Origin of the sequence: Pseudoalteromonas lipolytica, from assembly GCF_003515105.1 — a bacterium.
Classification (GTDB): Bacteria; Pseudomonadota; Gammaproteobacteria; order Enterobacterales; family Alteromonadaceae; genus Pseudoalteromonas; species Pseudoalteromonas lipolytica.
Map to the genome: position 1 here is coordinate 1,980,566 of NZ_CP032090.1, position 24,192 is coordinate 2,004,757.

18 protein-coding genes are annotated in these 24,192 nt (G+C 39.3%); 9 read left to right on the plus strand and 9 right to left on the minus strand.

Annotated features, from left to right (window positions below; genetic code table 11):
• Positions 1-337 precede the first annotated feature (337 nt).
• The 8 genes from D0907_RS09045 to D0907_RS09080 all read left to right on the plus strand — a co-directional run bounded on the left by D0907_RS09045 (position 338) and on the right by D0907_RS09080 (position 7,774).
• Positions 338-1,666 carry a GH1 family beta-glucosidase gene (locus D0907_RS09045; RefSeq protein WP_074989377.1) on the plus strand — a complete coding sequence of 443 codons (1,329 nt, stop codon included), beginning with the start codon at positions 338-340 and terminating at the stop codon, positions 1,664-1,666.
• 17 nt (positions 1,667-1,683) lie between these two features.
• Positions 1,684-3,216, plus strand: coding sequence for an MFS transporter (locus tag D0907_RS09050; RefSeq protein WP_036968049.1), 1,533 nt, complete (start codon positions 1,684-1,686; stop codon positions 3,214-3,216).
• 34 nt (positions 3,217-3,250) lie between these two features.
• Positions 3,251-4,252, plus strand: coding sequence for a LacI family DNA-binding transcriptional regulator (locus D0907_RS09055; RefSeq protein WP_036968046.1), 1,002 nt, complete (start codon positions 3,251-3,253; stop codon positions 4,250-4,252).
• 110 nt (positions 4,253-4,362) lie between these two features.
• Positions 4,363-4,767 carry a MerR family transcriptional regulator gene (locus tag D0907_RS09060; protein WP_118844347.1) on the plus strand — a complete coding sequence of 135 codons (405 nt, stop codon included), beginning with the start codon at positions 4,363-4,365 and terminating at the stop codon, positions 4,765-4,767.
• 152 nt (positions 4,768-4,919) lie between these two features.
• Positions 4,920-5,615: a DUF4336 domain-containing protein gene (locus tag D0907_RS09065; protein ID WP_118844348.1), complete on the plus strand. Its 696-nt coding sequence runs from the start codon at positions 4,920-4,922 to the stop codon at positions 5,613-5,615.
• A gap of 166 nt (positions 5,616-5,781) precedes the next feature.
• Positions 5,782-6,123, plus strand: coding sequence for an NADPH-dependent FMN reductase family protein (locus tag D0907_RS09070; RefSeq protein ID WP_208706587.1), 342 nt, complete (start codon positions 5,782-5,784; stop codon positions 6,121-6,123).
• Between the two features lie 191 nt (positions 6,124-6,314).
• Entirely contained in the window at positions 6,315-7,085 is a 771-nt protein-coding gene (locus D0907_RS09075) for a class I SAM-dependent methyltransferase (RefSeq protein ID WP_118844349.1), read from the plus strand.
• 32 nt (positions 7,086-7,117) lie between these two features.
• Positions 7,118-7,774: a LysE family translocator gene (locus tag D0907_RS09080; protein ID WP_074989381.1), complete on the plus strand. Its 657-nt coding sequence runs from the start codon at positions 7,118-7,120 to the stop codon at positions 7,772-7,774.
• A gap of 69 nt (positions 7,775-7,843) precedes the next feature.
• On the opposite strand, the gene D0907_RS09085 is transcribed toward D0907_RS09080, so the two are convergent.
• From D0907_RS09085 to bla, 6 genes are all read right to left on the minus strand, one after another.
• Positions 7,844-8,635: a LytR/AlgR family response regulator transcription factor gene (locus D0907_RS09085; RefSeq protein WP_118844350.1), complete on the minus strand. Its 792-nt coding sequence runs from the start codon at positions 8,633-8,635 to the stop codon at positions 7,844-7,846.
• Positions 8,632-9,687: a sensor histidine kinase gene (locus D0907_RS09090; protein WP_244223122.1), complete on the minus strand. Its 1,056-nt coding sequence runs from the start codon at positions 9,685-9,687 to the stop codon at positions 8,632-8,634. Before D0907_RS09090 ends, D0907_RS09085 begins: the two co-directional genes overlap by 4 nt.
• Before the next feature lie 58 nt (positions 9,688-9,745).
• Entirely contained in the window at positions 9,746-12,277 is a 2,532-nt protein-coding gene (locus D0907_RS09095) for a glycoside hydrolase family 3 protein (protein WP_118844351.1), read from the minus strand.
• Positions 12,278-12,312: 35 nt separating this feature from the next.
• Positions 12,313-13,089: a family 16 glycosylhydrolase gene (locus tag D0907_RS09100; RefSeq protein WP_118844352.1), complete on the minus strand. Its 777-nt coding sequence runs from the start codon at positions 13,087-13,089 to the stop codon at positions 12,313-12,315.
• Between the two features lie 60 nt (positions 13,090-13,149).
• Positions 13,150-15,840: a TonB-dependent receptor gene (locus D0907_RS09105; RefSeq protein WP_036968029.1), complete on the minus strand. Its 2,691-nt coding sequence runs from the start codon at positions 15,838-15,840 to the stop codon at positions 13,150-13,152.
• Between the two features lie 265 nt (positions 15,841-16,105).
• Entirely contained in the window at positions 16,106-16,861 is a 756-nt protein-coding gene (gene bla / locus D0907_RS09110) for a subclass B1 metallo-beta-lactamase (protein WP_118844353.1), read from the minus strand.
• A gap of 288 nt (positions 16,862-17,149) precedes the next feature.
• Between bla and D0907_RS09115 the strand changes: the two genes are divergently transcribed.
• A complete protein-coding gene (locus D0907_RS09115) occupies positions 17,150-18,058 on the plus strand; it encodes a substrate-binding periplasmic protein (protein ID WP_036968026.1) in 909 nt (302 codons plus the stop codon).
• Positions 18,059-18,073: 15 nt separating this feature from the next.
• Here D0907_RS09115 and D0907_RS09120 read toward each other — a convergent pair whose 3' ends face one another.
• From D0907_RS09120 to D0907_RS09130, 3 genes are read right to left on the minus strand one after another with little or no spacing between them, the layout of a single operon-like run.
• Positions 18,074-19,942 carry a hypothetical protein gene (locus D0907_RS09120; RefSeq protein ID WP_118844354.1) on the minus strand — a complete coding sequence of 623 codons (1,869 nt, stop codon included), beginning with the start codon at positions 19,940-19,942 and terminating at the stop codon, positions 18,074-18,076.
• Positions 19,943-19,951: 9 nt separating this feature from the next.
• Positions 19,952-21,043, minus strand: coding sequence for a hypothetical protein (locus tag D0907_RS09125; protein WP_075593509.1), 1,092 nt, complete (start codon positions 21,041-21,043; stop codon positions 19,952-19,954).
• A 59-nt stretch (positions 21,044-21,102) separates the two neighbouring features.
• Positions 21,103-24,177, minus strand: a complete 3,075-nt coding sequence (locus D0907_RS09130; protein ID WP_118844355.1) for a hypothetical protein — start codon at positions 24,175-24,177, stop codon at positions 21,103-21,105.
• Positions 24,178-24,192 lie beyond the last annotated feature (15 nt).

Sequence of the window (24,192 nt, forward strand, 5' to 3'; positions counted from 1 at the left end):
CCTCGTTAAATATGTTTGGTAAGTATACGCGTTTTATAAGGTCATACTATTACAGCGAGTGTCAACAGAGATGTGTAATTATTAATCGTTTTTTCTTTTATAAAGCAAGCAGTAACACTTGCTTTATTGTTTTTTAAAATGCAAAAAACACCGTATTAAACCCGTTATTAAAATAAACTATTGACCATAACCAAATTAGTCTCTAACCTAAATATGGAAGCGCTACCATATACACCCAATATTTTGCGTGTTTTTTTTGAAAAAACATGGAAGCGCTTTCAGTAGAAAAGAATTAGTCACCATTTAACTTGCAATTGTTCACCAAAGGTTTCTTTAAATGACTCAGCTCACGTTACCAAAAAACTCACCTATGCTTAGCAAAGACTTTATCTATGGCGTCGCTACGGCTTCGTTTCAAATTGAAGGTTCTGCGGATAAGCGCCTCCCCTGCATCTGGGACACTTTTTGCGCAACCCCGGGGAAAATCGCCGATAATTCGAATGGTGAACGTGCGTGTGAACATGTCATAAAATGGCGTGAAGATATTGCTCTCATTGACTCTTTAGGAGTGGATGCTTATCGCCTCTCAATTTCTTGGCCACGAGTCATAACCTTAGACGGCACTTTAAATCATGATGGTGTAAAGTTTTATACCGATATACTAGATGAGTTAGCACGTCGTAATATAAAAGCCTTTGTGACGCTTTACCATTGGGATTTACCGCAACACTTGGAAGACAAAGGGGGATGGTTAAATCGAGAAACCGCCTTTGAATTTGAACGCTATGTTGATTTAATAAGTAAAGCATTTGGTAATAAGGTTTATTCATATGCGACATTGAATGAACCTTTCTGTAGTTCATACTTAGGCTATGAAATTGGTGTTCATGCTCCTGGAATAAAAGGCCGTGAATTTGGCCGAAAAGCAGCGCATCACCTATTACTTGCCCATGGATTAGCCATGAAGGTTCTGAATAAAAATAGCCCACACGCGCTCAATGGAATTGTACTTAACTTCACCCCTTGTTACCCGGTTACTCAAAGTGATGCCGATTTAGCTGCCACAGCATTTGCTGATGACTATATAAATCAATGGTACATGAAACCGGTAATGACCGGAGCGTACCCTGACATTATAGAGCAGTTACCTGAGGCTCATAAACCTGACATATTACCAGGGGATATGGAAACAATTGCTCAACCACTTGATTTTTTGGGTGTCAATTTTTACACGCGATTACACTATCAAGCGAGCGAAACTGATTATTATGAAGAAATGCCTCACCAAGCACCAATGACCGATATTGGCTGGGAGATATACCCAAAAGCGCTCACTGAATTATTAGTATCGCTGCATGAAAAATACCAGCTACCTCCTGTTTTTATTACTGAAAATGGGGCAGCTATGGATGACAAGATGATTAATTCAGAGGTTCATGATCAAGATAGAATTGATTATTATAATAGCCATCTAAACGCTGTGAACGACGCAATGGAGCAAGGTGTTACTGTTTCGGGGTATTTTGCATGGAGCTTAATGGATAATTTTGAATGGGCAGAAGGATACTCAAAACGTTTCGGTATTGTTTATGTCGACTATGTAACCCAGCAACGTGTTATTAAAGACAGTGGCAACGCATACAGTCACTTAATTAAAAACCGCTAATAATAAAGATACCAATAATGATAAAAAACACTCTGCCCTTACATGAAAAAATAGGCTACGCAATGGGTGATGCGGGCGCCAACTTAGTGTGGCGTGGCGCATTAGCCTACTTAGCCGTTTTTTATACTGACACATTTGGTATTTCAGCGTCTGCCGCTGCCCTCCTTTTTCTAGTCGTACGTTTATCCGATGGTGTCACTGATATCATTATGGGAATGATAGCTGACCGCACGCAAACGCGACTAGGAAAATTTCGTCCTTGGATTTTGTGGTCGACGCCTTTTTTAGCGTTATTCATGGTACTGTGCTTTACCACCCCCAACATTAGCCCAGTCGCAAAACTAATATACGCCTACTTTACTTATATCGGACTCACATTAGCTTACACAGTAAGTAATGTCCCTTATTCAGCTTTAATGGGAGTCATGACAGGGGATGACCTAGAGCGGGCAAAACTCTCTGGATTCCGTTTTGCTGGAGCATTCACTGGTGGACTATTAGTGATGGGTTTTTTACCGGATTTAGTTGCTTACTTTGGCCAAGGAAACAGTGCGCAAGGTTATCAATACACTATGTATTTATTCGCTGCTTTACTCACAATACTCATGCTGATCACCTTTGCCAGTACGAAAGAGCGCGTTCAACCCGCTTTAAAAAAACAGACCTCATTAAAATATGAGTTATTAGATTTAAGTAAGAGCTTACCTTTTATAGTGCTTCCATTATTAGCAACTACGTTGTTTTTTTATTATCGTGAACTTTATTCAGGCCTTTTCTTTGCAGTAACAATGGGCTTAATGACAATTGTCATTCGTAAATTGCTGTCTCAAGATCACAGTAAACTCAGTGGCTCTCAGCAGGATATGGTGGACTTATTAACCAATAAACCGTGGCTTATATTATTAGGCATGGGCTTTTTAACCATGATGTTTAATGGCATAAAGTACGGTGTGATTGCCTATTACTTTAAATATTATGTGGGTAATGAGCTGATGGCCGGACAATATTTTATTGCCTTGTTAGTTGTCTCTATCTTTGGGGCTTTACTAACGGGGAAGCTGGCTGAAATATTTGGAAAACGCACTTTATTTATTCTTTCATTAATTCTAAGCGCCCTGTTTACAATTGCCTTTTTCTGGCTACCAAGTGACAACATCCCGCTGATCTTTGCTCTTGGTTGTAGTGCCGAGTTCTTTGCAGCCATGATGCCTACCCTGTTTTTCTCTATGCTCGGTGATAGTGCTGATTATTCTGAGTGGAAAAATAACCGCCGTGCTACTGGCCTTATTTATTCTGCAGGTACATTTGTGCAAAAAACAGGCGGTGGATTCGCCGGTGCGCTTGTTTTAGTCGTACTCGCGGGCTACGGCTATAACGGTATGGATGAAACAACAATCGCTCAATCTTTAGAAGGTATGAAATTGCTTATGAGCTGGTTACCCGCAGCGTTTGCACTTTTAGCGGCCGCACTCATGCTCTTATATCCATTAACCACTGAGATGACAGAAAAAATTACAGAAGACTTGGCAATTAGACGTGCAAGTCTGTAAATTAATCTACAAAGGTATTTATTAAATTATCATTATGGCAACTATTTATCAGGTCTCTGAGCTTGCAGGTGTTTCTCTTTCAACCGTCTCTCGCGTGTTGAATGAAAACGACTATGTAAGTAAAAAAACAAAACAAAAAGTGCTTGATGCAATGAAACAGCTAGGCTATCAGCCTAACTCTATTGCTCGTTCTCTTGCTTCAAACTGTTCAAATAGTGTTGGCGTGTTAGTCTCAGAGCTCGACGGTCCGTTCTTTGGAGAAATGATGTCTGCCATTGAAGCCCAACTAAGAGCGGCAGGTAAGCATGTCATAATCACGCCGGGGCACAGTGAAGAAGACAAAGAAAAAAATGGTTTAGAATTTTTGATCTCTCGAAACTGTGACGCCATTATTGCCCATGTTGAGGCTGTTACTGATGATTATTTAGTTGAGCTAAATAAAGGAAAAACCCCTATTTTCTTAATCAGTCGATATGTTGAGCAAATGAAAGAAAACTGCATAAGCCTTGATAATGTCATGGGAGGCTATTTAGCAACCAAGCACCTACTAGACTTAGGGCACCGCGATATAACTTACATAGCAGGGCCCTTGTTTAAGCCAGATGCAGCGGACCGTCTGACAGGGCATAAAAAGGCTCTCAACGAATACAATATCCATTTTGATGAGCAATCTCTGTACGTTGGCGATTTTAAGGAAACGGGCGGATACAATGGTTTAAAGCATTTTTTTGAAAACAAAAAGCAATTTACTGCCATCGTGTGTGCTAATGACGAAATGGCGTCGGGCGTGATGAAATGTGCGCGAGAACATAATTTTGAACTTCCTAAAGATCTCGCAATTATTGGCTTCGATAATGTTCATTTTACAAGTTATTTGTACCCTACTCTCACGACGATTGACAATCCCGTTGAACAAATGGGGAAAATGGCCGCTAATTTAGTTTTAAGAGATATTTATAAACAAAATCGTGCCGATATAGAACATATCTTTTCGCCCAATCTTATGATGCGAGACTCAACGCCAAGGTCAAATTAACGGTAACCCCTTGAGAGTATTATCTAATATAAATAAGTAGAGCGTTGACAACGTCTTCGTTTCTACTTGTTACATTCAACTAATATCTAAATATGATAAAGGAGATGTTGGTGTTTATTGGTGAAGTATCAAAGAAGACACAATTAACTGTCAAAACAATCCGATTTTATGAAGAAAAAGGTCTAATACCAGTACCTCTAAGACAAGGAAAGTACCGTGTCTACACAGACGATCACGTTGAAATATTAAAGCTAATTTCTGAAGCTAAAACCCTAGGCGTCACATTGTCTGAACTTAAGGGATTAATTAAATTTAAAGATTCAAAGGCTAACTGGTCAGAAATTAGTGAGTTTTTAGTGATACTAAAAGAACGTCTAACAGAGCAAATAAACGCAACCGCAGCAAAAATTGCCAAAATAGATTCATGTATCAGTATAATCAATCAGCAAACACCTCTTAACTCTCCCCTTAACGAGAGAGTGTATGATGGACAAAAGGTCGCGATAACGAAATAAATCAAACCATTTTAAACAAACTGCTTATCCGTTTACTAATCGGTTAGTTTTTGAATTGGTATGTTTTTGAATAGATAAATTCGCTTTGTAGCCTACTCTTTCAGGCCCTTGCCTGCGTTGTTTATAAGTGATTTCTAACTATAAGGAATGACATGGAAAATTTAGCAAAAAACCTTTGGATCTTTAATGGCAAAAGTGTCACGTTTTTAGGCTTACCCTTTTCTACGCGTATGACCATAATCAAGCTTTCAAATAATGAGTTGTGGGTACACAGTCCTATCGAATTAACAGAGGCTTTGCAGCAGCAAGTAGATAACTTAGGAAAAGTAACGTTTTTAATTGCACCTAACCACCTTCATCATTTGTTTTTACCACAATGGATAGATGCATACAGCGACGCTAAAGTTTATGGCACGCAAGAGCTTATAAAGAAACGCAATGACATTTCATTCAACGCATCATTAAATAATGAAACGTCATACCCTTGGTCACACGACATTGCACAGATATTATTCACCGGTTCAGCATTAATGGAGGAATGTGTCTTCTTTCATAAGCAATCTAACACCCTAATAGTCACCGATTTGGTTGAAAACTTTTCGGGTAACGATTTTAACTTTTGGCAAAAATGGCTGGCTAAAGGCGCAGGTATTTTAGCGCCAAAGGGAAAAACGCCGATAGACTGGCGCTTAAGCTTTATGTTTAATAAAACACAAGCGAGTAAACATATTAGAAAGATATTTGCCTGGGAGGCAGATATGCTAATTATGGCGCATGGTGAAATAATAAAGAAAGACGCAACAGACTTTTTGCGACAATCTTTTAACTGGTTGGTAAAAAATAAATAACCGCAGCTACCCGTAATGCAATTTTGCCAAGACCCCATACAAGTACATTAATATTTCACATTATAAATATTTGCTAATAAACACTCTTTATAATGAAAGCCTATTGACTCTCCACCACAGGGGAGACTTTAAAATAACAATTATTTTCTACCCATGAGAGGTAATTGTGAAAAATATTATATTAGTAAATGGCAATCCTAAAAAGAACAGCTTTTCATCGAGTATTACTGATAAATATGCACAGGCAACACGCAAGTCCGCGAACATTCGTATTTTTAATCTACCCGAAATGGATTTTGATCCAAATTTAATGTGTGGTTATGATGATGACCAACTGCTTGCGCCATGTTTAAAGGAATTTAGCAAATCTCTTCATTGGGCTTATTTGATCGCGCATTTTTACCGGGCTCAACTTTTAAATTTTAAAACAGCAACTTACTCACGACTCAACTCCTCAAAGGGAAAACTGCAAGAGTCATTCTTACAATGGACACACCCGCAGAGCTAGCTGCAGAATACGCTCAGTCATATTATCTGACGATACCCAAAAACAACACTGGCTTAATGATATTATAAAACGGGGTTCACACTGTGACTAAAGGCTTATATTAAAAAATACAGGCTATTATACTCTATGTTTAGCGTTGCTCTTATGATGGAGCCCTGCTAAATATTCGCATATATTTAAACGGAATAATGATGGATTATATTAAAATTAATAAAGAGGCGTGGAACAACAAGACCTCATTGCACATTGCATCAAAATTTTACAATCTCCCCGCATTTATAGAAGGCCAAACGTCACTAAATCCCATAGAACTTTCACTTTTGGGTGATGTTAAAGGGAAGTCACTTCTGCATTTACAATGTCACTTTGGCCAAGATACTTTGTCTTGGGCAAGGTTGGGGGCTAATGTAACTGGCGTTGACTTATCATCAACGGCTATCGAACAGGCAAATAAACTCAAAGACTCTCTTGCTTTAAATGCGCATTTCATTGAAAGTGATATTTACCAGTTCGGTCAGTTCAATGATACACAATACGATATTGTATTCACGTCTTATGGGGTAATTAGCTGGCTGCCAAATTTAGATAACTGGGCACAGGTTATTGCCGATGCTTTGAAGGCTGGTGGTGAATTCTACTTAATTGAATTTCATCCTTTTCAAGGACTTTTTGATGGCTACAGTTACTTTCCTAAATCAACACCTGATATTGAAGAGGAAGGAACATACACCGAAAACTGCGATGGCACGAAATCCAAAACAGTCAGTTGGAGTCATTCAATAAGTGAAGTAATCAGCTCATTACTAAAAGCGGGATTAAGTATAGAAGCATGCGATGAATACCCTTTCAGCCCTTATGATTGCTTTGATGGCCTAGAATATATTCCCCACGCTGGTTATCAACTATTACATAACGGGCAACAGGTTCCATTGGTTTTTTCAATCAAAGCCCGTAAGCGCTAATTAAATCTAGATAATTTTTAACAGAGGTATATATGGATATAAGTTTACTGAGTATTTTTATTTCTGTGGCACTAGCCCATTTCCTTGCTTTACTCAGCCCAGGGCCAGATTTCGTGCTGGTAGTGAAAAGTGCACTAAAAGGAAACCAAAAGAACGCTATTGGCGTCGCCCTCGGAATTGCGATAGCAAATGCAGTTTATATAGGGTTATGTTTGATTGGTGTTGGGGCAATTTTATCAACGTCTGTTGGCTTAATGATCGCACTTAAAGTGATTGGTGGGCTGTTTTTAATGTATATCGCTTTTCACGCGTTGAAAGCACCTAAGAGCGCTTACAATAATGTTGTTATCGCAGCTCACAGCTCGGTTGCGTTTTCGTTCACCTGCTTTTGTAAAGAGTTTGCGACTGGATTCCTCTCAGGCATTCTTAATCCAAAAAACCTCTTATTTTATCTGAGCTTGTTTACGGTCGCGCTCACTCCTGAGGTTAGCATTACCTTTAAGGTGATTTTAGGTGTGTGGATGACCCTGATTGTTTTTATATGGGATGTTGCCATTATTTACATGCTATCCAAACAAAGAGTCAGGGAAAAATTTGTTAAAGCATCTTATTTTATAGATAAAGTTACAGGTGCTGTTCTCGGTGTGATTGGTTTTAATATTGTAAAATCAGTATGGTCAAAACAGTAATGTGATAAGTATTAATCATCGTTGCTGCCACTCGCAATATACGCAGTGTCAGCAACTATTATCACGTCATTATTTAAATAAGCCCTTTAAATGTTTACTATAAGTACGGCTTACTTTTAGTGTTTTTCCGTTGTGTAGTGTTGCCATGTACTCAGAGTTACGCAAGGGATCAAGCTGTTTTACATACTCTAGATTGATGATCGTCGATTTATGAATTCTCAAAAATGTCTCTGGCAAGGTATTGCTTTCAAGCTCTTTTAGTCTGGCTCGCATTACATAGGTTTCCGTTTCTGTGTGGACACACATGTAGTCACCCGCCGCATCAATCCATAGAATATCTGCAAAAGGTATTATTTGAATTGGGCTTTTTGCATCTCTAATAACCAAGTTTTCATCGTCAAACTTATAATCTGACTGCGCTGATTTTTCAAATGTTGATTCTTCTGCTTTGTCTATTTCTTGTTGTACTTCTATTAATTCACTTTTTTGGTATAGCTTTACATTATTAACCACTCTTTCTATGGCCTCTGCTAGCCTAGTGAGTTTGACTGGTTTTAATAAGTAATCAATTGCCCTGACTTCAAAAGCCCGCACTGCATGTTGATGAAATGCAGTGACAAAAATAACAGCAGGACAGGTTTCAGGTTGAAAATGTTTTATTAATTCAAAGCCAGACTTTGATGGCATTTCAATATCTAAGAAAATTAAATCTACTTCATGTTCATTCAGAAACTGAATTGCGTCATCCACACTGCTTGCACTGCCTATGACGTTAATCTCAGCAAATTCTTCTAACCTAATACGTAGGCCTTCAATTGCACTATACTCGTCGTCAACTAATAACGTTTTTAACTGAATCATTTATTAAGACCATTAATTGGCAATGTCATACATACCCAAGCTCCACCAGATGAATTATTGCCTTTTTCTATCCGCTGAGCTTTACCATAAATTAATTTCAAACGTTGCTCGCAGTTAGCCAAGCCTATTCCTCGTTTAGTACTCTCATTATGTGTAAAGCCTTTGCCGGTGTCTGAAACCTTTATTATTAGGGTGTTTTTACTCTTTTCAATTACGATTGTTATAGCCATTGTTTTATCAGCAGCCATACCGTGCTTGAGTGCATTTTCAACTAATGGCTGAATTAGCATAGAGGGAATAAGTAGCTCACTACACCCTTCTTCAACTGAGATATTGACAGATAGTTTATCTGCAAAACGACACTTCTCAATGTCTAAATATGTACGAAGAATAGCGATTTCTTCTTTAATTGTGACTTTTTCAAGCGGGTCGGTATACAAACTGTGTCGCAATAAATCACATAACTTTTCAAGCATTTTAACGGCTTCTAAGCTTTCCTTTTTTAGGATTAATGTACAAATCGCATTGATACTATTAAACATAAAATGAGGATTAAGCTGGTAACGAAGCATTTTTAGCTGGGACTCTTTTGCTAAATGTGTTGCCTCAGCCGCTTTTTGTGTTTGTTCTAAGTTATCTAAATAAATCTTAATACCATAATAAAAGGCAGTCCATGTCGACAACATTGTCAATGAGGCGGATGTCCAAGTACCAAAATCAAACCAGCTCATTGGCAGCCAAAAATTACCATAGAACCATTGTAAAGTGACCCACTTTATTTGGGTCCAAATTAAGGTTGCAGAGATAACGACCACGATATGCAATGCTACTTTTAACTTAAATTCGAGTAAACTGAGATAGGTGAAAACCTTTCTTAGAAAAAGAGTAATTAAAAAGCCAAAGCACGTATCAATTATCAGGTGAGGGATGTGAATAGCCCATGGTTCATTACTGGGAACTTTGATCATGAGTTCGGTCAGAATCGCGTAAACTAGCCAACCGCAAATTTGAAATAACCAAAATAACTGGCTACGAGGGTTCGATGTATTCAAATCATTTATCCAAAAAGCAAAGCAGTCGGGCTATCAACCCCACTGCTTTGCTCCAAATTTAATTACTGCATTTTACCACAACAGCATCACTGTTAGGTTTAATCGTTAAACCAATGTCTGCGAAGGCGATACTCGCTTCGTTTGCTTCAACTTTCAAAACCTCAGTTATCGCTTTCGACTCAGTACCCTTATCGTTACAGCTTAACGGTATTGCTAAGGTATGCCATTTTTTATCACTCAGTATCGCATCAAATGAAGAAAAACTAACCTTCCGTAAACACTGTTTCTGAGAACACATAACTTGTAAATCAGTATGTTCACCGGGTGACTTATTAATTCGCACCTTCAGTGTTAAATAACCTGACTGATACATCTCACTCATTTTTTCTGGTTTTTGATACGCTAAAGCAAATGTCGCTTTATCTGTTCCAGAACGCCAAATAAATTGTCGCGCATCTTCTTGATAAGATAAATTCACCGATTGCATCAACAAACTCATACCATCAGTACTTGTAGCCGATGAATTTTTGGTAATGACTTTATCAGTTTGGCCAGCTTGAAGAGTCCACACTAAGTTGTCAGATAAACTTCTTACAAACAACGCTTTCGAATCTGTACTTGCCACTTTCCTCGGTGTCGTTTTTTCGGTTAACACAGGTAAGTTAACCGTATCATCGTATGTTAAACCATAACCATACTCAAATAATGGTTGGTAATTTTCGTCGCCAATATTTAACGAATATTGGTCATCATATTTTGGCCAAGAAAAACTCAATTTCCCTGTGAAATCATACTGAATAGCGCCTTTTTCATTGGTTAATAAAATATCAGCAATACCTTCACCTTCTGACCCCGGTAACCACGCAGCCACAAAAGCATCTGATGCATTCAGCTCTTTATTTACCCAAAGTGGACGACCCGTTAAAAATACAGTAACAACTGGAATACCTTTTGCCTTAAGCGTCTTCAATAATGCTAAATCTTTTTTGGTTTCATATTGATACTCTAGGTACTCAATGTCACCAAACCATTCGGCATAAGGTTCTTCACCGATTACGACAATCGCGACATCAGGCTTAACAGAATAATCACCAAATTCAGCAAACTCAACGTCACCACCCGCCTTTTCAATTTGTGATTTTAGACCCGCAAAGATAGAGGTTGCATTGGGGAAGTCATCATTGGTGTTGTCCGTTCCCTGCCATGAGACACTCCATCCACCAGCTTGCTTAGCAATATTGTCAGCACCGTTTCCGGCAACGAGAACGCGACTTTTAGCATTAATTGGCAGTACATTATTGTTATTTTTAAGTAGTACAAGAGATTTTCGCACTGCCTCTCTAGCTAACTCTCGATGTGGTTGAGCACCTAACCATTCAGGATGTTGCGACTCAGGTCGTAATGAAGGTTTACCCTTTGCAAACACTCCCCATCTAATTTTAGCTCTCAGAAAACGTCTAACCGCATCATTTATTCTAGCCTCTGGTATCACACCTTCTTTCGCTTGCTTAACCGTATTATGATAAAAAGCTTCAAAGTGTTCAGGCACCATTATGACATCAACACCCGCATTTATGGCAGCAGCACATTGCTCAAGATCGCACCCTTCAACAAATTTATGCGCATTCCAGTCGCTAACAACGAAACCATCAAAGCCCATTTGGTTTTTCAGTACCTCTGTTAATAAATACTTATCACCGTGGACGCGTTGACCATTCCAACTATTAAAAGAGGCCATGACCGATTGCACACCCTCATTAATGGCTGAAAAATAGCCCGGACTATGAATCACTTTTAATCCTTGCTCGTCGATAATGGTGTTGCCACGGTCTATACCGCGCTCTGTACCACCGTCACCAACAAAGTGTTTGGCTGTTGCAATTCGCTTGGTCTTTTTCAAAAAGTCGTTGCCGATTTCTCCTTGGATACCAATCACCATCTCTGCAGCATATTCTTTTACTAAATCTGGATTTTCTGAATAACTTTCATACGTTCTCCCCCAACGGTCATCCCTTACTACAGCAACGGTTGGTGCAAAGCTCCATTCAATTCCTGTTGCTGCAACTTCTTTAGCTGTCGCTTGACCGATTCGCTTAATCAAATCAGTATCTCTAGCTGCGCCAAGTCCAATATTATGTGGAAACAACGTTGCGCCATAAACATTACTGTGGCCATGCATGGCATCGGTACCCCAAATAGTCGGAATAGCAATACCATCGACAGATGCGTCCATTGAAGCGAGATACATCTCATCAGCGTACTTTAACCACATGTCCATTGATGCACGTTTATTGCCATAAGGGGCCGTGTTCCCACCATTTAAATATGAACCGAAGCCATATTTACGCATTTGCTCAACCGTTAAATAGCCAATCTCTGGCTGAACCATTTGTGCTACTTTTTGCTCAATTGTCATCGTGGCTAGCAGTTTATCTATATGCTTTTCAACTGCAGGGTCGCGTTTTAGTTTCGTATTAACATTTGGCCATTTTACACTGCCCGTTTCTACACCATACGACAATGGGCTATGAACAACGCCGGTTAAAAAGAGTGGGCAAAACAGTAACTTTAAAAATTTAAATTTAGACATCAAAAACCTATAAGAACAATTAATTACAGAGAAAATCAACGCGGTATGTATTCAATAAAATCGTAATATACCCAAGATGAAGCGCCATAATATTGACCTGGGAAATAATTTGCTTCGACAGAATTATCACCATGCCAATGATTAATCATAATTTTGCTATTATCGATGGGCCACGCGTAAGCTGGAATTTCATTCTCTGCTAAATGACCATCTCCGTTTTCTTTATACACCGTTCGGATCGTTTGCTCATGGCCATTGGCATCGAATAAATACCAGCGAATGGCATTGCTTGACCAATCAAAGCCAATAGTCAGCAAGTTTTCTCGGTAATCTAGCCCATACTGACTTAAGTCAATATCCTTTTCCCAACTTTGGTATTGACCACCTTGCGGTTGGTAAATCACATTTGTATGAACAACATTACCTAACGAAGGAAGCAATTCAATATCAATTTCTTGCCACGCTCTCCCAGGGCTATCCCACCACGATGTATAGGTAAAAATTGATGAAACAGTGCCCGCCACGTTGCCAGATTTTAATCTTCCCTGAACTTTACCGTACCCATAAAAATGGTTGCTTTGTAGTTCTGAACATGAGCCTTGTGCTAATGACAACGTTAAACCATGCTCACTGGGATTTAGTAAATCAGTTTTAAATGCGCAACCAAAGGGTGCGCCATTACTGCCAGTACGTGCAGTCCAAACAGAGCTATCATATCCCCATGAAAAATTATCTTTAAAATAATTAGCATTCGCGTGGGTAGCGACTAAAGTTGTGCAGCCCAATAATGCACTAAGAAACAGTTTTTTCATTGTTATGCCTTAAATAATTTGGCTCCCATATTAAAAATATGGGAGCGTAAAATAGAGGGGTTAGAATGAAAATCCAGCTCTTACACCATAATACCTAGGCATGCCAAAGCTGCCCTTAGGAATACCTTTGCTGGTATTGTTCCAGTATTGAATCGTCTCATCAGATGCATTATTGATGAACATTTCTGCATACCAGTTTTTCTCTTTTGGCTCATATTTTAAAGAGGCATTGTATACAGCAAAGGCATCGCGGCTATCGTCTATGTATTTAGTCGCTTCGTCTGAAACTGCAAAGTCCATATCATCCAAATGCTTATCGAGATTCCACACGGTGGTATACGCTTTATCTTTCCAGCTGGCATTAAACCAACCATGAATAAATCCATATTCGCCCAGATCAAAGGTATGTGTATAACTAATGTTAGCCGTGTATTTTGGCGTCATTGCTAAGTTATTACCTCTAAGGTTAGTCGTTAGCAATGTATTTTCAGGGTCTTTAGATTCTTCATAAGAAATATTAAACAAATACTCAGAATCATAATCCCATTTAGTGTGCCAATCTTCCGTAATTTTTGCCTCAGTCCAGGTCACATAACCAGTAATTCGCCCATTTGGATACGGTTTCCAGTCAAATTCAAACTCAAGACCTTTAATCGTAGAGCCCGGAACGTTTTGAGTATAATAAGCAATTACAGGCTGATTCTGATAATCAAGAATTGGCTGACCATCTTCACCGATTACAGGTGCCCCATCCTCATCTTCAACAACAGACAAGCGCTCAACATTACCAATTGATCCCACTGACGCATATTGCATATCTGTATAATCTGTATAGAAAAATGCAGCTTTTAGGTTCAATGAATTATCAAAAAAGCTAGACTTTGCACCGAATTCCCAGGTCAGCACTTCTTCGGGATCAAATTTTGTTTCAAACCGAGTTACTTCACCCGTTCTATCATTAACCACTTCGTAAACATCACCAATACCACCCGCTTTAAATCCGCTTGCAAGGTAGGCATAGAGCATTGTTTCTTCGGAGATGTCATAATCTAAGCCAACACGAAAATCATGATGCTGCCAACTTCCTTTATTGTCGTTTTCAAAGTACGAGGCATAAATAGACGGATCTTCATAATAATCGACGGGTTGATTGTTAAGCTCTGTTCTATTTAACCAACCAACAGCACAGCCATCAGCATTTGAACAACGATAGGTACGACCGCCTTTATCCTGCTTCGTTTCATCACTAAAGCGATAACCAAATGTCGCATGCAACTTTTCAGTTAATTTATAAGTGCCTTGGCCAAACAAAGCATACGCATCTGTTGAACGGTCTGGCTGGTCCCAAAATGCTTTATCATCCATTGGATTATCGTAATAACCAACTGTGGTTGTTTTTTCATGAAAATAATTGGCACCCACAATCCAAATAAAGTCGCCGTATTCATCTGATTGCAGTTGTAATTCTGTAGAAAATGATTCTGCTCCGGTGCCATCTAGGAAATAAGTAGCGCCATCCCAAGGGTCTAAACCAACTTCGCTATCTTGTGCTGAAGACCTTTCCATATCTTCATATCCCACTAACCACACCAGATCATATTGATCATTTATGGTGTAGTTAAAGGTATTACGAAGGTATGTTATGTCTAGATTCAACTTTCCAGGCACATTAACTACGGCTTGATACGTGTTATCACTCGGTAGGAAATTCGTACAATCACCTCCCATTTCAGCGGGTCTTCCACGTAACTTATCGCAGTTAACTAAATCAAGGTTATTATTACTATCGTTTACATATTTTTGGAAAACGGTGTGGTTTGAAAAATTGCCATCCAACGGCTCCCAAAGTGTACTTATACGGAAGGAATATTCATCTGCATTATTATAAAAATCACTTTTATCTGCAGCTGTTAACTGACGAACTTTTTGAGCCTCAGGATCGGTTCCTGCGCCATCAATCCACCAGTTTTCTCTTTGTGTCACTGTTTGTCCAACACCTTGGTATGAATCTTCAGAGATTACAGGGGCATTTAAAACCTCATCAGAAAGTCGGCGCGTGTCATATTGGTTAGGGTCATAGTAACCCTCTAGGTAAGAGTCACGCTTTAGGCCTTTCGCTGAAAAACGAACTGCAAACTCTTCAGTTACTGGAATATTGATAAGGCCATCAATACTGCGGCTATTAAACTTGCCCGCTTCAATATTCAACTGCCCATATTGGTTTTCAAATTCAGGCTTGGCGGAAATCACATTGATACTTCCCACCGTCGAGTTTCGGCCAAATAAAGTACCTTGTGGTCCACGAAGCGCCTCAACACGGTCAATATCATACATCAGCGCAAGCGCACCTTGCATTCTTGGTGAATAAATACCATCTAAATGAACACCAACAGCAGGGTCCCCTAACTCAGTTAAGTTAGTTGAACGCACGCCTCGCATTGAAATAACAGGAGCAGATTGATCCGTTGCTGTAGAAATATCTAAGCTAGGCACCAAGTTCGCTATATCCTTTATGTTATTTACACCATTTTTTTTAAGCTCAGCCTCTGTAAGTGCAGTGATGGCCACCGGTGTTTCCATCAATTTGGTTTTACGTTTTGTTGCCGTTACTGAGATAATTTCTAACCCACTATTCTGCTGTTCAACGTCTTTAGATTTTGAATCTTGCTGATCATTATTCTGTGCATATACCGGTAATGAGCATGCTAATGCGACAGCGATAGCAACAGCTTTTTTATTTATTGTGTGCATATTCGACCTTTTTAATGTGTGTTCTAGTGTTAAAGTCTTTACGTTTAATTAACAGTATCTAAAGGAGCATTTTTCATTACTAGTCAAATTCGGCAAAGCGAGTTTCAAACAATACAAAGCGAGACTGGATTCAGATAAAAGAGGATTAGCGACAGAATTTAGGTTTTCTAACGCGTAAAAAAAAGGGGGATAAACGGGGGCCATTGGGCTTTTAATCATTGCGAAATATTCCTAATAATTTTATTAAAAACCCAACGTTTTGACGTTACTTAAGTTGATTGAGAATGAGTTTTTCGGTGTGGCTCAATAAGTCATAACCGCCTATTTCACCGTGTCCGGGAACCACTCTTCGTAATTTTTGGTAATCATTCTTCAACTGCTGAGTAATTTTCAGCCATGAATGAATATCTCCATGGGCCATATTCCCTACATAGTTAGACTGTAATGCACGAACCGCACAGCCTGCGTATAAGATACGTTTATCTGGTAACCATACCATTATATTATCCATCGCATGACCGGGGCCTGGGAAAAACACATTCAATGAGCCAAATTTCACCTGTGCACCGACTGTTGCAAGTTCGGTTATCACATTGTTTGGCACAGCAGTCCCTTGCTCTATTGTCAATTGCTGCGTCAAAGGGTGAGAATACACTTTGATACCACGCGCTTCTAATACATCAACCCCTGAAGCTCGGTCTGCATGTGCATGAGTGACAAGTGCCTTGGTTATCGGCAAGTTTATTTCTGTGTTAATGACGCTTAATAACTGTTGTGTTTGTAACTCTCCCCACGCCGTGTCAATCAGGGTTAAACTTTGCCCCTCCCTGACAATCAAACCATTCGAAGGGAATGTTGTCCCGTTAGGATAAACATAAAAAGAGGTATGCAACCAAACGCCTTCATCTATTTTCGTGATAAAGACTTCATTCTCAGCGTGTATATTCGCTAAACTACTTTGAGTAAAGACACCGCAAACAACAAAAAATAATACACCCAATATCCTTTTAAATATCATCATAATTCCTAATCTTCTTGACGTTATAATATTATAATTTTTTACATGATCGTTTTGTACCAAAAACAACGCTAATTTTAAAAGTGGACTCAATTTACTCGATACGAATGCTCGCCCTAGTTCAGCCTCTGATAGCAGTGATTAAAAACGGGTGCATCGGCCCTTTATTCCCTGCTTTTAATTCTGCCAACTCGTTTAAGCGTATATTCTATTTACACGGTTACTTTTCGATGTTGTATATTTGCAACAAGAGGCTAAGCTTTATATACATAACAAATGCTTAGAAAAAATATGAAATTATTAGTAATGCTCTTTTTTTTCTTCTCTACTCAAGTGGTTGCAATGCTTACACCCGTGACCTATGAAAAAGATGGAGAAGTCATTACCAAAAATGCGGTACGCTACAAAGACGGCTATGGTTACAACGTAAATGCCGAACATGTATTAAGACTTGTTACGCTTGATTGGCCACCCTATATCGATGAACACCTATGTAACAAAGGCTGGCTTTACCAGTTTACAATTCAATCTTTGCTTAAAAAAGGCTATGGCGTCTATATCGGCTTCTACCCATGGGCACGGGCAGTAAGGGAGGCAGAGCTTGGCAAAGCAGACATCCTTTTTCCTGAATACTTTATTGAAAGCACGGTTATTTCAGATAACTTTTTAGACAAGACACGCAACGAGTTATTAGCTCTCAGCCAACCGATTCCTGGTGGGGATCTCTCATTTGTTGCCTTGAAAGGAAACCAAATTCGTTTTAATGGCGACCTAAACTCTGTTAAAGACCAGGTGATTGGCGTTGTCAGATCTTACAAAAACACTCAGCAACTTGATGAAATGATTGATAATAAACAAATTGACACCATCGTTGCAAACAATGAGTACCAACTTATCCACCTACTACTAAGCAATCGCGTTAGTCTCATTGTTGCAGATCTTGAAGTGCTTAAAGCCAGTGTTTATAAATCAGAGTTATCGATTAATGGCAAAAGACAAATCATTGAATCATTGGTTGCGCTTGAACCAAAACTTGAATATAAGCCCCTCTATTTTTCTATTAGTAAATCAACACCACACTGGCAAAAAGTACTGAAAGATTTAAATGACGAGATCAAGCAAAAACGACAAAGCGGCCAATTTGAAAACTTCATTAAAAAGATGAAACAGCAATGCTATGGAGTCGAAAAAGCGGCATGAATGCCGCTTCTTAACTTAAAATAATGATTCAAACGTACCATCAGGGAACAAGATACCGGGTGCCCCCCTCACAGTAGTAACATCACCAATCTGGGTATCTCCAAAATAAAGTCCACCACTAAAATTACGTCCTTTTTGTTTCAAATCTAACCATCGGCCATCAGCACCTTTGATAACTGCGTTTACATTATTACCAACAGTTCGTAGGTTAATATCTAGTGCTCGGCTATTCTGCCTGATAAATATATCTGTATTCGTCAACTGCGCTAAAGCAGTTAACTTACCAACAAAGCCAAACTCAAAATCTGTAGCACCATTTAGTGGCGTGCCTAAATGTAATGCGAAAACAAGATTTTCAGTTTCCTCATTTATAAAAGGCGTAGCCTCAATAGCCTGAAGATTAAATGATGTTGTTTTCGATGCGGTTGAAAACTCACCATCAAGATCAAAGTCAGATACAATAGTAAGCAACTCTTCAAACGGTGACACAAAGCGATTAAGTGTCAAGTTTAGGTTTCCTACAAGTTCGCTGTCTTTTTTTACTAAGGTAATATCTGTATTAAGAGTCCCTTCACCAGTAGAGTCCTCACTTAAAATTGTAAAGGGATCATCCGTTCCATCAAACGATAACAGTAACTCACTAACATCAACCAATAACTGAGTCTCATTGCTGCTAATTTGGGCGCTCATAACGCCTGTTATTTGATTTCCTAGTAGACTACTAATCCGCCATTGAGGAACGTTTATATCCATATTCACATCGATGCCATCGTATTGCCCTGAAATTGACCATCGATAAGGGGAATGTTGATACTGCACTGTAAGACCATTTACAGTATAAAGTCCCGGTAAGGTATCATCTGCGGGCGATACATTTGAGAGAACATCAAATAGTACATTTGCTAATGCAACTACAACCGACTGTGAATCATCATCCAATGCATTCGTGAAGCCATTTAAATGTGACGACAACTCAGCGCTGTATTGTTGTTCTTGTAACCTTACGACGCCGATAACATTACGAATATCATCCAATAATTCGCGCGATTGAAGTATGGGAGGTTGTTCATCCAATGCTGAAAGTTCAGAAACCTTGCCTAATCCAACTAAACGTTGCTTTAAATTCCCCACAACCGTTTGAATAAGTTGATTTCCTTTTACATTCAATAAATTTTCACGAATATAGCGATTTGCATACTGCGCGTACTCAGGGAAGCGTGAAATTTGCGCCTGGCTTTCAAGTTCAATAAGCTCAGGTTGCGATAAGTTTGCTTCTAATTCAGCCGCACGCTTTAAAATGACTCCAAAACTTAACGCGTTAGTTAATAGTTCAGCTTCTAATGAATCATTCAATTGGCTATGTGTTAAGTGATAAAATGGAGTTGCGCTAACGCTCTGTGATGTAACATCTAGCTTTTGAGCGCTAATTACGGCACTGACTGGCGATAAAAATAGCCTATTTTCACCAGGAGCTGCAAAAAATGACGCACTGTAATCTAACGAAAGCGGTAAAACTTCTTCAAAATCAATTTGACGATTTACGTTTGTGTCATCAGGATTGTCACGATACGTTCTGCCGCACCCTTCATAACTTGGACACAAAACAAAGTCATCATTTGATACAAACTCAACTGAATAATTTGCTAGACTCGTTAGTGAGATATCTAAACTATTGAGATCTGAAGTTTCAAACGTTTGTCGTTCACCACTTGCGTTATTTGTAAGTATCAGCGTTCCAGCATTTGACTGCCATGGCGCAATGTAGAAGTTTGCTGTCGAGGTAGTTTTAATCACGACTTGTTCGGGTACGATGTTTTGCTCTGATGAGCCTCCGCATCCTACCAAAAATAAAAAAATGCCTAAGGGCGCTATTCTTTTTACCATGCTTTATCCTTAGAAATTCACTCTAACAAACCAATTCAAATTTGCATAATATGCTTCGTCTAAATCTAAGCTATCAGTTTGCAAAGTTAACCCTATGTATTCATTTTCTATTCCGACTAAAAATGCCTGGCTGTTACTCTCATATCCACCAAGTAGTTTCCATGTATCTGCAAAATGATAGCGTCCAGTTACTTGAGTAAACGTGTCACTTTTTATTTGTTTAGCCATTAAATGCGCAGAGAATGCGTTGTTAATACGATAATTTAATGATGCTTTTAGCCGTACTGGCATTTCAAATGTATGATCAACCTCATGACCATTCGCTGAGGTAGTAAGCCTTATTGTAGGCTCAGTAATGATGCTACCACTCTCACTTTCAGTGAATGGCACTTCGGTTGTATAGCCTTGAACAAAACCCGCCTCTTTATATTCTGTTTCATACGCGAGGTCTTGAGCTTGTACATTCAACTCTAGCTCTGGTGTAATTTGCCAATTAATATTTAGATCGAAGCTATAGCCTAAACCCGTCGGGTTTTCATCTGAAGTAAATCGCTTAAAAAGTAGGTCCTTAGAGTAATAATAATCAACCTCCAAAGCTCCTTGAATTTCATCACTAAACACCGTGCCATCGACCTTGGCGTCTTGGAAATGTGCACTTGAAAAAATGGTGATTTTGGGGGTAATTGTCAGCGCATTATTATCTAAAAATTTAAAATCATAAGCGACAAAAACACCATTAGTAGTTGCTTGTTTGCCGTCTAAAAAATAACGATAATCACGTTCTTCAAACGGCAGATCATTTTTTTCTGTGTGTAAGTATCGTGCGGTATCAGGATCAAATTCAAGCAAGTAATCAAATCGACTTTGTACACCCACTGTATAATTTCGGGTTTTAATACCTAACTCAAAAATATTAAAAGTAAACGCACTATCTCCGCTTTTTAAAGGAGCATCAAAGTCATCTATAAAAGACTTTACAGGTTGAGATTCAGTGTAAACTTCTGCATCTAGGGTGGTGAAAAAAGTAGTTGGCTCTGCGGCAGCTGTAAAGGAAGAAAATAAAGAGCTTGTTATAGCCATAACAAGTAGTGTTTTTTTCATAGTTTATCCACTTATTATTATAAAGGGGAGCAAGCTCCCCTCTTTTTTATACTGCGTTATTACTTAGTCATGTCTAAAAAACTAATATCAGTGTAGTCAATAACTTCACCATCAATATATTCTATAGAGATACCATTGGTAATTTCAGTCACTGTACCAAACTTCATCATTTTCCCTGAATATAATGCATCAACAGAACCAGAGAAGTCAGCACTTTCAACAGCACTGAGTGACATCATATAAGCAATATCGTTATGAAGCTCTACGCTGACCATGTATGTTTCCATCTCATCAACAGCACTGTCTAAGCCAATCATCGCCGTAAATTCAGTGTCACCGGTCATACCTGATGCTTTAATATTAGCAAGACTAGTTAGATCAGAGCCTTCTAAACTTAACATCCCCGTAAAGCCAGAATCGCCATCAGTTACTTGAACTCGAGACCATGCTTCGATAGTTTCAACTTCACCATCCACTAATGTATCTGAAGATATCTCATCGTTAAATTTAACAATCAAACATGAATCAGATAAATCTGCAGCGATCTTACCGTCTTTTACATCAACACAATCTTGCGTTGCTTGCGCTGTATCCTCAAGCGTTTCAACGATAACGGTGACTCCATCTTCGGTGGTAACTGTACCACCAAATGCGAACACAAGTGTATCTGTTTCAATAACACCATTAACACTGATCATTTCAGATGTTGTGTCGTTAGACAACGATAACTCTAACGCATCTTTATCAAAGCTGTATGTCCATTCAGGGAAACGAGTAGACTGTACATTGTCGGCTTCGTCACCTAAGTCCCAAGCTTCTGTTAGAATGTCGTAGATTACTTCAGCTTTATCAAAAAGTGCTTTACCGCCTGACTTCGTAAGAATCGTTGCTTGAGTAACAGTCTCTGTTCCCGCTTTCACGTCGACTAATACTGTGAACTTAGCAATTGCATCCATAGCAGTATCATAAAGCGCTTGTGCTGCTAATAGTGCATCATCTGCGTTATCTGCATACATAGCGGCTGACTTAAGTTCAGCTGCTGCAGTTTCGAGTTGCGCATCCGCCATTGCAATATCATCAGCTTCAGTGGCGACTTTCTTGAATGCTGTGGCAGCATCTGTTGATAAATTAGACGCAGAAATTGAAGCCGCAGCTTTCATTTGCGAGTCTGTTGCAGCCGCTATTGCTTGTTCTGCTGCCTCTAAAGCCGCAGTCGCACTTTCAAGGTTTGATACATCAGCAGCTTCAACGGCGATCATCGCAGTAGCCAAAGTTGTATCAGCTGTCATTGCAACCGTTGCGGCTTCAAGTGCAGCAGCTGCTGCAGCTACCGCATTCGCTTTCGTTACTTCAAACTCTAAACCTAATGCCGATACCGCTTCATCTGCTCGTACAACTTCAGCTTCGATACCTGCAATCAATGACACAACGTTGTCGTATTCCTGTGCTACCGCATCACGGACACTTGCAGCTTGATCTGCAAGTTGTTGGTAATCACTATTTTTAGCTGCAAATGCCGCAGCTGCTTTCGCAATACCATTCATCTTAGATTTAACTGATTTTAATTGCTTCTGCCATACCGTGTAAGTATCTACATTACCATTTAGTAAATATACCGCTGAACTATATGCTATTACTTGCTCATTGGTCTCAAGTCCTGCATCACCTAATTCAGTAACATCGGCAAGTGACGCTTGCGCAGTATCAATAAGAGCCATCACAGCATCTAGATCAGCTTGGGCTTCAATCACTTTTTCATTTAGTTTTTGTGCAGCTTTCGAATCAAAGTCATCCCCAGCATCACATTCTTCACCAGAACAACCAATCTTACTTAGCGCATCTTTTACATTCTTAGCTGTTTCTTTAAGCTCATCATCAGCGCCTGCTTTCTTAGCGTCTTTTACTACTTTTTCAACAGCTTTCGTTGCTTTCGATTTTAGTTTTGCGATAGCGTCAGAATCCGTTATACCTAAGCTTTGAGCTACCGCGGCAAAAGCTTCGTCAACACCTTCACCTGTTACAAGGGCTGCAAAAATTAAACTCGTATTAATTACCGATTGTTGTAATGCCGCAGCAACAGCTTTGACAGTATCATCATCATTATCGGCGACTTTGCCATCAGAAACACCTTTAGCAAGCTGTGACATCAGTTCATTAAGCGAACCGTTTGTACCCGTGCCAGCCATTGATTGTAGAGATATAGCAGTTTGAATTAGCGCTAATGTACCCGCGTCTAATGAATCACCGTCTTCAAGTTCGGTAAAATCTACCGCACCACCTGTTGAAATATCAGCTAACAAGGCTGCAGCCTCAATGGCAGTATCGGGACCAAGTAGTTGAATTAATGTTTTTAGACTTGCTTGAGAGATTGCGTCTTCAGAAATTGCTTCACCGTTACCCGCACCTTCAAGTAGAAGCTCTGCAGCAATACTGGTAAACAACGTTAAATTAGCAAAATACTGAGTTGACTTATTTTCGCCTTCAGCATAACTCATACCACGAACAGATGCCGCTGCAGCAGGAGCACTTATAAATTTAACAACTTGCAATGTTACATCGTCTTTATACCACTCGCCGAAATCGATGTTGCTATCACCATTGTTTTCCATGCCCGCTTCTTCTGATACACCTGGTGCTGTATCGTAGTCGCCACATCCTGTGAAAGAGTCACATTTGACCATACTGTCATCACCTTCAGATGAGGTTGTAACTGTGATATATAATGGTCCAGTAAAATCATCTTCAACAAATAGTGAGTAACCACCATTCATTGCCGTTAAAACTGACTCTGGGTTTGCAGCAAGAACTTTTGCTTTTGCCATCGCATCAGCTTCAGCTTGTGTGTTAGCAGTTGCTGTAAACGATTCGTCTGCAGAAGCTGCTAAACGAAATGCAACCGGTATCATCTCTCCTGCATCATTCATCGTTTTGACAACGACCGCTGCGTTTGATAATGAGCCTTTTACAGCTCGACCTGTTACTTCTGTTCCAAAGCTTGCAGAAGCTGAACCTTCAAATGTTTGAACCGGCTTGACTGTTTCTTTTTTATTGTCGTCGTCAAACCAATTACAACCCGTTAACCCAAGTGATAAAGCAACAGAAGCTGCTATCGGGGTAAATTTATTAATTCGCATTGTCGTTATTCTCCT